Raw genomic sequence first — 13,004 nt, 5'->3', positions numbered from 1 at the left:
ATAAAGAATTCTTTAAGTGCAAACAATACAATGTAAATAATGAATTTATAATAGATTAAACCACTAGTATGACGTTTCATATAGAATATTCTATTACGCATGTGGTAATATAATCTAGATAATGATTTTATTGAAGCTCCTTCTTTATGATATATACATCCCCTATTAGAAATTCTTAATTTATAACCATGTTCACAAACACAACTAGACCAGTCAACATCCTCCCAGTACATGAAAAAATCCTCATTCATAGTACCAACTTCATCTAAAACATCAACTGATGTGAATATACACGAACCTGTAATAAAATCAAATGAATCCCTAGTATCATCAAAAACAGCCATAGCCTCACCATGAACTAAATCAACAATACCTCCACCAACAGTTTGTAACTTATTTCTTTCATGATAATAATAATGTTTTATTCCAACAAATCCAGTGTCATCTGATTCATTAAACTTACTAATCAATCCATCTATAAAATCAGGTGATACAATAGTATCATTATTTAATAGTAGAACATAATCTGTTAGTTTAGTTTTTAAAATATAGTTTAGGGCAACATTATTTCCACCAGCAAATCCTGAATTTTCATCATTAATTATAAATAAAATATCAACATCATCTGATTTTACATAATTATATAGTTGATTTTTTAAAACAAGACTATGTGAATAATAAGAATCATTTTCTAAATAATTAAGAATATAATCAACAGATTCTTTTTTTGAATCATTATCTACAAGATATATATCATAAAAATCATAATTAACATGTTTTAATGATTCCAAACATTCCACAGTATCTTCATGTCCATTCCAATTTAATAATATTATTGATACTTTATCTTTGTAAATAAATAATCCCCCAAAAAAAAGTTAAATAAAAAATATTATCTATTCATCTTCAGAACTTTCATCAACATCACTAATAGGAATTTGATGAACTTCCTCATCTTCAGAGTTACCAATAGAATCTAGAATTGTACTTTTTAAAGATTCAAATTCTTCTGAATCAACTATTTTTTTAATACCATAACCTACAGCAACTCCACTTAAAAAAAATAAAGAAAATTTTCCCATATCTATTACTTTTTCAAAGTCTATATCATCTATACTTAAACTATCTTTCATATTATCAAACCTAAAAACTTTCTTATTTACTATACTTATATATAATTTATAATATAATAACAATTATTAAAATATACAAGTGTTTACAATGATAAATTATGAAACATATCGTTATCGATTTATAGATTTAAAGGAAAATAAGGGAATTAAAGAAGTAGAAATTATTTTACATAATGATGATGAGATGACAATAGAATATAGTGGAAAAAATGGTTTTAATAAAGAAGAATTTGATTATCCATTATTCAATAGAAAAGAAAAAGACGAATCAACAAGTTGGTTTATATATAGAGTTGAAGAAATAATTGATACAGACTTTGAACTTCTTGATGAACTTAGAATGCCTATTCAAGCTGATGAAAAAGAATTAACACATACAATACGAAAACAAGTAGAAATATATTGTTTTAAAAATTAAGGAGAATTAAATTGAAGAAGTATAACTGTATATTTCCAGGATTATACAATTACATACTTACAAAGGATGTGGGAATGATTCCCTATATCCTAGCTAAGTATTATAATTGTACTATAACCACCTACAACAATGATAATTACACCTACATCGACACAATACTTAAAAATAATAACTTAAAAATCAATTATCTAAATAATACAAAGAATGAAAAAAAAGATGTAATGGAGTATATTAAGAAAAATGCTAAAAATATCGATATAATACAATTCTATCATCTACGATACAATGTTCTTCCATGGTATGTTCTAATATATAAATTATACAATCCCCATGGAAAAATATATCTTAAATTAGATGCTAACAATGATTACATTGATTTTTTAGTTAAAAAAAAAGGTATACTTCCAATGATAAGAAGATTTCTTGTAAAAATCCTATTTAAATTCATAAATGTTATTAGTATTGAAACAAGACGAAACTACAATACACTAAAAACAAGTAACATAATAAGTCCTAAGAAGTTACTATATCTTCCCAATGGTATCATGAAAAATAATACTAACATTAACAATAAAGAAAAAATAATACTCTATGTTGGATATATTGAGAAAAAAAATAAGTCAATAGATATGCTTCTTCAAGTTATTACTACTATTAATTTAGAAGAATGGAGATTAGTTCTTATTGGTAGAGTAATGGATGATATGAAAGAATTTATAAATAATTTATTTGAAAATAAACCTGAACTTAAAGATAAAATCATATTAAAAGGATATATTTCTGATAAAAATCTTCTCTCACAAGAATATGCTAAATCAAGTATATATTGTTGCACATCGAAAAAAGAAAGCTTTGGAATATCAACACTTGAGGCTGCATATCATGGAAATTATATTATCTCCACAAATGTTGGAGGATCTCCTGATATAATAAATAAAACAAGTTATGGTAAAATAATTAATCATGACACTAATGATTTAAAGGAAACTCTTGAATATACAATTAATAATTGGAATAAACTTAAAAGAAATCCCTCTGAGATTCAAAAAATAGTATATGATAACTTCAATTGGAATGATTTATGTGATAAACTAGTTAAAAAGTTTTAAAAAAAAGAAGATTATTTTTTAAACTTAATTATACTAGTTGAAAAATACTTTTTATTATCTACAAATCCGTGTACAACATTTTCATCTTCCATTGTACAGTTTTGAACAGATACTATTTCTTTTTCTCTTGGATCTTTATTTATACAATCTTCTAATACATCTAAATGTCTTGAAGTTTTCATTGCAACTAACGTATCAACATATGGTAATAATTTAGGTAATCTTTCATCTACTTGTGGTACTACTACCATAATATCATCTTGTTCTGTTAATTGAATTCCTGCTGTTGTGGAACATGCAGTGAATGATGTTATACCTGGAACTAATTCTACTTCAACACCCTTTTTTTGTAATCTTTTAGAAACATAAGAAAATGTACTAAATACTGTAGGATCACCTAAAGTCACAAATACTGCATTTAAACCATTAGACAGTTTTTCAAATAACATTTCTGCAGCATCATCCCATGATTTTGCTAATTCATCTTTATCTTCAGTCATAGGGAATAATGGTTGTAATATTTCACATTCTTCTTCTCTTTCATCAATTATATTTTGAACTATATTTAATGCTACACTTGGTTTACCATTACGTGATTGTGGAGCAAATATAATATCTGTTTCTTTAATAATTCTTGCTGCTTTTAATGTTACAAGTTCAGGGTCTCCTGGTCCTACCCCTAAACCATATAATTTTCCAATTTCCATAATATTTTCTATCCTTATCTGTTTAATAAAAAATAATAAAACCTTAATTTACTTAAAAAAACTAAAGTAAACTTTATTTAAAGATTATATTCATTTTATACTACTATTATACACATATAAAATATATATAATTTTTATAGAAGGATTTAAAAAAATAGAGATGAAACTAAAATAAATCTGATAAGGGATTTTATGGAAATATATCCATGACATGGACCATCTTTTAAATTATAGAAAATCAAAATGAAATTTTAAAAAAAAAGTATGTTGAGTAAGATTCTAAAACACCATTCCTGTATTTAATATTAACATCATAACTACTAGTAGTAAACTTTAAACTTAAACTTAAACATACTAATATATAGTATAATTATAGTAACTTATTTCATCAATACTATAATAATTAAGGAGTATTAAAATGAACACCAACCAAGTAAAAGAAACATTAGATAAATATGTAATGCATACATATGGAAGATATGATCTTGTACTAGATCATGGACATGGAAGTATTGTGTATGATAAAGAAGGAAATAAATACATTGACTGTGTAGCGGGAATAGCAGTAAATAGTATTGGACATACACATGAAAAAATAGCCCAAACACTCACACAACAAGCAAAAAAACTCATACACGTATCAAACCTATACTACACAGAAGAACAAGCAGAATATGCAAAAAGACTTGTTGAACTCTCTCCACATGAAAAAGTATTCTTTGCAAACAGTGGAGCAGAAGCAAATGAAGGTGCTATAAAACTTGCAAGAAAATACACTGGAAAAAGTGAAATTATTGCAATGAAAAATTCATTCCATGGAAGAACACTTGCTACAATAACAGCAACAGGACAACCAAAATACCAGAAAGGATTAGATCCATTACCACAAGGATTTATTCATGTAGACTACAACGATATTGACCAAGTAAAAGATGCAATAACAGAAAATACTGCAGCAATACTTGTAGAACCAATACAAGGAGAAAGTGGTGTACGTGTACCTGATGATGATTACCTACCACAACTTAGAAAAATCTGTGATGAAAATGGAATTCTCTTAATATTTGATGAAGTACAAACAGGATTTGGACGTACAGGTAAATTCTTTGCTTCAGAACTAACAAACACAGTTCCAGATATTACAACATGTGCAAAAGCTATAGCTGGAGGACTACCAATGGGTGTTGTATTAAGTAGTGCTAAAGTAGCAAGTGGATTTAATCCAGGAGACCATGCATCCACCTTTGGTGGAACAGCCCTAGTAACTGCAGTTGCATCATGTGTTCTTGATATTTATGAAGAAGAAGATCTAGTTAATAAATCCAAAGAAAATGGTGAATACTTCATGGAAAAACTAGCTAATCTTAAAGAAAAACATGACTGTATTGTTGATGTACGTGGACATGGATTAATGGTAGGTGTAGAACTTAACTATGATTGTGGTAATCTAGTTGAAAAAGCACAAGAAAAAGGAGTTCTTATAAACGTTGCAAATGGTAATGTAATTAGATTTGTACCACCTCTTGTAATTACAAAAGAAGAATTAGATGAAGTAGTAGAAGTTATTGATGAAATTTTACCATAACTTCCTTTCTTTTTTTAAATAACTTTTTTCTATTTATTAGTAATGGCTTCTCTAAAGAATTTCGGTATTAGTTTTCTATACATCTTATTTCTAAGAATTGATTGTATATTTTTATCTAAGATGTATGTATCACAACTATCATTTTCTGCTCTCATTCCCCTACCATATGCCTGCATTAATGTCATTATTGTTTTATATGCATACCATTGTGGATCAATATTTTTTCTTTCATTTATCTGTTTATCTCCAAGATATGGATAAGGTACCTTATATATAATTTGGAATTGACACTTCTCATATGGTAAATCTACTCCTTCACTCATGGAAGGACTTACTAAAACATAAGGATTTGATGATCTTTCAAATTCTGCTAGTATTTGATCCCTTGATTTAGGTGAATGAGATAGTATTCTTTGGTCTTTAATATGGTCTGTTATATATTTTTGACATTTATAACTATTTGTATGAATTAAACCCTTCTCATTTTTATGTTCATCCATTATATCTCGAAGTACAGGTATTGTTTTTGGTGCTGTATGCCAAAGAGCACGTTTAGCCATTGACCCCACTAGTCTCATATGTATTGGCCTATACTCTTTTTTAAATGGACTTTCACTGTGTATATAATAAACATCATCTGAATTTAAACCTAACCATTTACAAAACAAATCCTTATCAAGTATAGTTGCACTCATAAATAATATCTTATCAGCATACTGGAACAATGTATCCTCAGCATACATATCCACTTTAAGTGGTTTAAATGAAACAACCTCACCTTCAAATGAAACAACCCAATTTTCAGGATTTTTCTTAATATTTTCAGTGATTTCTTTGAGTTTTCTTTTTGTACGTTCTATTCTATCTGCTTTTTTCTTAGTAAGATTGTTTGTATATATATCATTATATGAATCAAATATGGATTCAAGAAATGCAATCCAATCTTTAATATCTGTAAATGACATCATTTCTCTTGGTATAGACTGATTAATATCTTTTTTTAACTGTTTATCAGAAATATTAAGTTCTAATTTATGCATTATCTTATCTTCAATATTATGGGCCTCATCAAGTATCATTATATTTCTTTTTTGGAAATGTTGCACATAATTTAATTCAAGATATGCATAATCATAATTTAGTAATGTAACAGGCTCATTTATTGCAATAGATTTCTGATTCCAATATGGACAATGTTCTGATGATTTAAATGAAAATGGTGTATTGTAGTACTGGGTATTATCATCATCTTCCATATTTTTCTGTTTATTTTGTTCTATTTTAATACCATATGGACAAGCAAATTCCTCTGTTGTTCTACTTGTTTGACATGTTCCTTGATCACATGTATTTAAAGAACCACTATCCATACATGAGAAATTATTTCTTCCCTTAACTTGAGCATAACCAAATTCATCAGCATATTGTCTTTGTAATTGTTTTGTCATTGTAAGAATATATGCTGGTTGTAGAATTTGAGCAAGGGTTGCTGCAATAGCTGATTTTCCTGTTCCTGTTCCTGCTTCAAGTATAACATAACGTTTATCTGACTCAAAAGCATTTAATATTTCTGTTATGAGTTCTAATTGATTATGTCTTGCTTGTTTAAATGGAAAGTTTTCAATTATTTCATCGTCTATATGGGGATGTTGTTGTTGAAGAGACTCTTTTTCCTCAGTAGAAGGTCTACTAATGAGGGAATTTTGATTTTTCTCTTTCTTAGAACATATGCATTTATTTCTTATCATTCCACAATCTGGGCAAAATATCGTATTCATAGTTTTTATATTTATTATTCATACTTTATTATTTAGTTGATTTAAAAATCATTCATAAGATATTCAAGTATAAAATAAATACACCAGATACCTGAAGTATTAAGAGATGTTATTGAAAAATTCAAATAAAATCATTAATAATAAAATAAGATATTTTAATTGTAAAAATAATATATACATATAATAAAGGTGAAATAATGAAAAAAGCAATTATTAAAACTGAAAAAGGTGATATTACATTAGAATTATTCCCTAATGAAGCACCTGGAACAGTAGCAAATTTTGAAAAATTAGCTAATAAAGGATTTTATGATGGACTTACATTCCACAGAGTAATTCCTGACTTTGTAATTCAAGGTGGATGTCCCAATGGTAATGGAACAGGTGGACCAGGTTACACAATAAAATGTGAAACAGAAGGTAATCCACATAAACATGGTACTGGAGCATTATCCATGGCACATGCAGGAAAAGATACAGGTGGAAGTCAATTTTTCATAACACACAGCCCACAACCACATCTTGATGGAGTTCACACAGTATTTGGACAGGTTATTGAAGGTATGGATGTTGTTTATAAAATCAGACAAGGTGATGTTATGAACACTATAACAATAATTGATGAATAAAGATAAAACAACATTAATATATTAAGAAAAACATATTATTATATAGAATTTATGTAATATTCATTCTACCCTGACCCCCTAAAATACATTTCCTTTTAGAAGATTAGATTTCTTTTAATTTACTCATTAAACCAGATAATCTTGCATAATTAAAAAGATATAACTGAATATAACCTGCATACATACCAAATGTTTCATGTGCAAATGAAGATATTTTTCCATTAGATACTTTCTGATTTTTAAAATAAAGATATGTTGTTATTCTATTAATCCAAACATCAACAGGATATGCTTCATGTTTATTATAACCATAGAGCAATATACAATCTGCTACCTTTGGACCAACACCCTCAAGTTTTATAATTTCATTATATGCTTTTTTATATGATAATTTAAAGATATTTTCATGAAAATCTATAGAATCCCTTATTTTTTCTGTGGAATTTAACATATACTTATTTCTATATCCCACACCACAATTCTTTAATTCATCAAGACTCATATTAATAAAGACTTCCTCTCTTGGAAATACATAGTATGTATCTTTACCAAAAACCACACTTCTACCACAAAATCTACGTATATCATACAGTGATTTTGTCCAACGTTTTATTGAATTATTTGCAGAACAGATAGAGGAAATAATACATTCAAATGGAAATTGTGACTTAAATAACCTTAAACCCCTATTAAATTCATAAACATCACTTAACTGACTATTTTCTTCAAGAAAATCATAAACTTCATTAATATTATAATCTAAATCAAAGATATAAAATAGTTTAGTTCTAAGTTTTTCTACATTAAATTCCTCTTTAGAGAAATATTTTACAATTAGAGGATCATTTAATTTTTCTTGACTTATTTTTACTAAAACATCAATATTATCAATCAGTATTATTTCATAGTAGTTATTATCATCCATTTTCCATGGCGGTTGACTTGTCTGACCAGAATTCATTGTTAAAATTAAATCAAAATCACCCACATATTCATTGAAATCTACTATAAATTCTCCACTAAACATTATAAACACCAAAAAAAATAAAAAAAAAGTTTTTAATCAAATGAAGGATAAATCACTTGTTTTTGTTTTATCCAATTGATTCCATCCTTTCTAGTTATTATAGCAACATCTATTGGTCCGCCAACCCCCTGTATATCTCCACCATCCATAGTTATTCCATCAGCATATCTTTGTATTATAGATGTTGATTTTATTAAAAATACTGCCAAGTCCAGAGCATCCTGTAGTGTTAGTAATGGCCAAGGTATGTTGTATTCTAGTCCTTGTAATTGTTTTATAATATCTTGTTGTGAAGTTGTTGATGATATTCCCTGAAATAAAGAGGTATTAAATATTTTAGCATCATATCCTAAAATCATACGTGATACTACATCTCCCTGTCCTATCCATGTGCAACCATAATTATCAGTTTCACGTTTTACTTGAATATTACCTGGAGAAATTGATTCATATGTTTCAAATGAACCATCAGTATTAAATCCACTTATTAAAAGATTAATTGGTTCAACAGATATATTTCCAGTTTCAATCATACCATTTGGATGTTTAACTTTAAATTCTACAACATTATCCTTTGTTTCTAATGATAGAATATTTAGTCCCTTACTTTGTGCATCTAATTTAAATTGTTGTGCTGAGGCTTCTAATTGTTTTTTCCATGGATATTTACTGTTGATATATGAATGAAGCTCTGTAGCCACATCCTTTACTGACATATTATTTAAATATTTAGTATTGCAGAAATCATTTACATATGTTGATACACTTCTTTGAACACCAGTTTCATCGGCAAAAAATGCCATTCCTGCTGTTCCAACAATTATTCTTTCATTCACAGCAAATAATTTATTTGCATAATTTGTAGATATCCTTGTCATTTGTTTTGGATTTTTTAATGTTTGTCTACTGTCTGAAGCCATTATTATTCCATTAGGCGTTGTTATACTTATTATTAATGTCATAGTTTCTCCTTCATAAAAAGTGTTTTTCTAAATATCTAACCCTATCGAATACTAAAAATCTATTAATATCATTGTTATATTTTTAAAACTCTAAAAAATGTCATGATAACCATAAGTATTCTATTTATTTAATTATTAATATGTTAGAAGTGATATTAAATATTCTTAAAAAAAGTAGAAAGTAAAAATATTAAATTATATTCTAATTGGAATATTTTTATCTTTTAAGTAGTTTTTTACTTGAGGTATTGGATATTCATCAAAGTGAAATATACTTGCTGCTAATGCTGCATCAGCTTTTCCTTTAGAAAATGAATCATAGATATGTTCAGGATTTCCCACACCACCAGATGCTATTACAGGTATGGAAACATTTTCACTTATTGTTTTTGTCAGTTCTAAATCATAACCTATCTTTGTACCATCCCTATCCATACTTGTTAAGAGTATTTCTCCAGCACCTCTTTCTTCACATTCTATTGCCCATTTAACTGCATCAATTCCAGTAAATTCACGTCCACCATAAATACTACAGTCAAACCAACAATATCCATCATTTGTTTCTACAATATAATGTTCATCAGATTCTGATGGATTTTCAACATATCTTCTTTTAGCATCAATACCAATTACACATGCTTGACTTCCAACATGCTCAGATGCTCTGTTTATAAGGGATGGATCTTTTATTGCAGCAGTATTTGTTGAACATTTATCTGCTCCTGCTTTAAGCATTGCCACATAGTCTTTTACTTCTCGTATTCCTCCACCTACACAGATTGGTGTGAATACATTTTCAACTGTTTTTTCAATTACGTCAGCCATTGTAGATCTACGTTCATGGGAAGCGGTTATATCTAAAAATACTATTTCATCTGCCCCTTGTTCATAGTATTTTGTTGCTAATTCAACTGGATTTCCAGCATAACGTATTTGTTTAAATTCTACTCCTTTAACTACTCTACCCTCAGGTACTTGTAGATCACAGTCTAAACATGGTATGATTCTTTTTGATAACATATTATCACTTCATAATTAAAAAATAAATATATAACTTTGGATGATGATTAATAAAAGATTTTATGGGAAGGTAAATTCTTTTATTCTTTAAAAATATGATATAGTATTGCTTTTTGTGCATGTAATCTATTTTCAGCTTGATCCCATATTGCTGATTGAGGTGATACCATTACATCTGCTGTTATTTCTTGACCTCTTATTGCAGGTAAACAGTGCATTACTATTGCATCATCTTTTGCTTGTGATAATAATTCATTGTTAATTTGATATGGTTTGAAGATTCTTTCTCTTTCATCTTGTTCATCTTCATCACCCATACTTACCCATACATCAGTATATAATACATCTGCATCTTTTACTGCTTCATTTACATTGTTTTCAATTTTTATTGTTGAATTAGTTTTTTGAGCTTCTTGTTTTGCAAGTGTATATATTTTTTCATTTGGTTCATAGCCTTCAGGACAAGCTACTGTCATATCCATTCCAACATAGGCTGCTGCTAGTAATAAAGAGTTACATACATTGTTTCCATCACCTATAAACACGATTTTTTTATCGTTAAAATCGCCTTTATATTCTTTTATTGTTAATAAATCAGCAAAAATTTGACATGGATGTTCTTTATCTGTTAATCCACTTATAATAGGTATTGTGGAGTATTGTACTAATTCTTCTACATTTTCATGTTTTTTTGCTCTTATCATTATTCCATCAAGAAAACGTGATAATACCCTTGCAGTATCTTCTATTGGTTCTCCCCTATTTAATTGTAGGTCTTTACTTGAAAGATACAATGGAGTTCCACCTAGTTGATGAATTCCAACTTCAAATGATACTCTTGTTCTTGTTGATGATTTTTCAAAAATCATTCCAATATATTTGTTTGTTAGTGGTTTTTCAGTTATTTCACCTGATTTTAAACCTGATGCTATTTCTAATATTGCATTTACTTCATTTTTTGCATCAGACATTGATAATAAGTTTTTCATTTTCGAATCCTTCCCTAAAAAAATTATTAATTCATAATTTTAATAATAAATAATATATTATTATGTTACTAGTTCTTAAAATAAGTAACTTAAAAATAGATAACATGAATAATTAACTCGTATTTGTAGTAAAAATTTAAGTTATTAAAAATGTAGTGTAGAATTATATGGATTTTTATTTAATTTTGATAATAAAAAAAGTAGGTTGTTAGATTACAATCTAACTTCTTCCATGTGTTTGATTTTTTCATTTAATAATTCTTCAGTAGCAACATCATTTCTATGGTATACTTCACCTTTAACATATTTTATAGCTTCTTCACAGATTTTTTCTGCTTCTTTAATAGAATCTTTTACTGCAAGTACTCCTAATGCTCTTGATGAAGTTAATTTAATAGAATCATCCATATCCTGATAAACTGCTGCATAAAATACTTGTGCTCCTAATTCATTGATTTTATCTTCATCCACATCAACAACAGTATCTGCAACGTGGGTATTTGGATATTTATCAGGTACCACATACTTACATACTGAGGATTTATTAAGGAAATTCACTGAATCTAATGTTCCATCTACTATTTGTTTAGATATTTTTGCTAAATCATCATCTATTACTGATAATACATTCATAGATTCCGGATCTCCAAATCTTGCATTGTATTCTATTACTTTTGGACCATCTTTACATAACATGAATTGACCATATAATATTCCTTTATATGGTTCTTGTTCTTTTGCTATTGCTTTTATTGTTTTTTCCATTATTTCTACTGATTTATCATAATCTTCTTGTGTTAAAAATGGTAGTAAATGATTTTTATCTGAATATGAACCCATTCCCCCAGTAATTGGTCCTTTATTTCCTACAAATGCATGTGGATGATCTTGTGCAGCAGGCATTGGTATAAGATGTGTTCCATCAACAAAAGCTTGTATTGTGTATTCTTCTCCAAGTAACAATTCTTCAATTACTACTCCTTCAAATCCACCCATTTTCTGATGGAAAATTTCTTTAACATATTCTTTTGCTTCATCATTATCAGCTAACTGATCCCCTACAATTTTAACTCCTTTTCCACCAGTTAATCCTATTGGTTTTACTACTACTGGTTCATCAAAGTTATCAATAAATTCATAAGCTTCATCTAAATCATAAAATGTTCCATATTTAATTGATCCTGGAATATCATAATCTTCAAAGAGTTTTCTCATGAATGCTTTGTTTGTTTCTATTTGTGCTGCACTTTTAGTTGGACCCACAGAATGTATTCCTTCTTTTTCAAGTTCATCAACTATTCCCATTTCAAGTGGAGCTTCCGGTCCAATAAATGCTAATTCCACATTATTTTCTTGTGCAAATTTAATAATTTCATTAAAATTAGATTCATCATTTACTGTATAATTTTTAGATATTCTTGCCAATCCAGGATTTTTTCTTCCCATATATGTATAAACATCTGCTGTTTTATTTAATGCCTTAGCAATTGCATGTTCACGTGCACCGCTACCTACCATCAATATTTTCATTATATAATCACGTCCTGTTAATAAGGTATTTTTTGTACTTGTTGTTTTTGTACTGTATTTGTACTTAATAAAAAAAAAATTATTATCGTAATATTTTATTATATATAAATATATCCC

13 protein-coding genes are annotated in these 13,004 nt (G+C 27.9%); 4 read left to right on the top strand and 9 right to left on the bottom strand.

The window, feature by feature from the left end:
* Both A9758_RS04090 and A9758_RS04085 read right to left on the bottom strand, forming a co-directional pair.
* On the bottom strand, window positions 1-800 hold an 800-nt coding region (locus tag A9758_RS04090; RefSeq protein WP_069776334.1), incomplete at its 3' end, for a glycosyltransferase family 2 protein.
* Between the two features lie 96 nt (window positions 801-896).
* A complete protein-coding gene (locus A9758_RS04085; protein ID WP_011405659.1) occupies window positions 897-1,133 on the bottom strand; it encodes a hypothetical protein in 237 nt (78 codons plus the stop codon).
* An 88-nt stretch (window positions 1,134-1,221) separates the two neighbouring features.
* Here A9758_RS04085 and A9758_RS04080 point away from each other — a divergent pair, with 88 nt between their 5' ends.
* Complete coding sequence (locus A9758_RS04080; RefSeq protein WP_011405658.1) at window positions 1,222-1,551, top strand: hypothetical protein; 330 nt, start codon at window positions 1,222-1,224, stop codon at window positions 1,549-1,551.
* Between the two features lie 11 nt (window positions 1,552-1,562).
* On the top strand, window positions 1,563-2,660 hold the full coding sequence (locus A9758_RS04075; protein WP_011405657.1) for a glycosyltransferase: 1,098 nt from the start codon (window positions 1,563-1,565) through the stop codon (window positions 2,658-2,660).
* An 11-nt stretch (window positions 2,661-2,671) separates the two neighbouring features.
* Here the strand turns inward: A9758_RS04075 and cobI are convergent, their stop codons facing one another.
* The gene (gene cobI / locus A9758_RS04070) at window positions 2,672-3,367 is read right to left on the bottom strand and encodes a precorrin-2 C(20)-methyltransferase (RefSeq protein WP_011405656.1); all 696 of its coding nucleotides are present in this window, start codon (window positions 3,365-3,367) and stop codon (window positions 2,672-2,674) included.
* A 418-nt stretch (window positions 3,368-3,785) separates the two neighbouring features.
* Here cobI and A9758_RS04065 point away from each other — a divergent pair, with 418 nt between their 5' ends.
* Window positions 3,786-4,952, top strand: a complete 1,167-nt coding sequence (locus A9758_RS04065) for an aspartate aminotransferase family protein (RefSeq protein WP_011405655.1) — start codon at window positions 3,786-3,788, stop codon at window positions 4,950-4,952.
* A gap of 29 nt (window positions 4,953-4,981) precedes the next feature.
* On the opposite strand, the gene A9758_RS04060 is transcribed toward A9758_RS04065, so the two are convergent.
* Window positions 4,982-6,730: a helicase C-terminal domain-containing protein gene (locus tag A9758_RS04060; protein ID WP_011405654.1), complete on the bottom strand. Its 1,749-nt coding sequence runs from the start codon at window positions 6,728-6,730 to the stop codon at window positions 4,982-4,984.
* Between the two features lie 197 nt (window positions 6,731-6,927).
* Between A9758_RS04060 and A9758_RS04055 the strand changes: the two genes are divergently transcribed.
* The gene (locus A9758_RS04055) at window positions 6,928-7,359 is read left to right on the top strand and encodes a peptidylprolyl isomerase (protein WP_011405653.1); all 432 of its coding nucleotides are present in this window, start codon (window positions 6,928-6,930) and stop codon (window positions 7,357-7,359) included.
* A 103-nt stretch (window positions 7,360-7,462) separates the two neighbouring features.
* On the opposite strand, the gene A9758_RS04050 is transcribed toward A9758_RS04055, so the two are convergent.
* The 5 genes from A9758_RS04050 to purD form a co-directional block, all read right to left on the bottom strand.
* Window positions 7,463-8,386 carry a DNA glycosylase gene (locus tag A9758_RS04050; RefSeq protein ID WP_048059662.1) on the bottom strand — a complete coding sequence of 308 codons (924 nt, stop codon included), beginning with the start codon at window positions 8,384-8,386 and terminating at the stop codon, window positions 7,463-7,465.
* A gap of 32 nt (window positions 8,387-8,418) precedes the next feature.
* The gene (locus A9758_RS04045) at window positions 8,419-9,348 is read right to left on the bottom strand and encodes a hypothetical protein (protein WP_011405651.1); all 930 of its coding nucleotides are present in this window, start codon (window positions 9,346-9,348) and stop codon (window positions 8,419-8,421) included.
* Window positions 9,349-9,543: 195 nt separating this feature from the next.
* A complete protein-coding gene (hisF, locus tag A9758_RS04040) occupies window positions 9,544-10,368 on the bottom strand; it encodes an imidazole glycerol phosphate synthase subunit HisF (protein ID WP_011405650.1) in 825 nt (274 codons plus the stop codon).
* An 80-nt stretch (window positions 10,369-10,448) separates the two neighbouring features.
* Complete coding sequence (argF, locus tag A9758_RS04035) at window positions 10,449-11,357, bottom strand: ornithine carbamoyltransferase (protein ID WP_011405649.1); 909 nt, start codon at window positions 11,355-11,357, stop codon at window positions 10,449-10,451.
* Window positions 11,358-11,570: 213 nt separating this feature from the next.
* Entirely contained in the window at window positions 11,571-12,887 is a 1,317-nt protein-coding gene (gene purD / locus A9758_RS04030; RefSeq protein WP_011405648.1) for a phosphoribosylamine--glycine ligase, read from the bottom strand.
* Window positions 12,888-13,004: the final 117 nt, after the last annotated feature.

Origin of the sequence: Methanosphaera sp. A6 (assembly GCF_001729395.1) — an archaeon.
Lineage (GTDB): Archaea > Methanobacteriota > Methanobacteria > Methanobacteriales > Methanobacteriaceae > Methanosphaera > Methanosphaera stadtmanae.
Note: the sequence above shows the minus strand (reverse complement) of the source record. Positions and strands in the feature narration are given on the sequence as shown.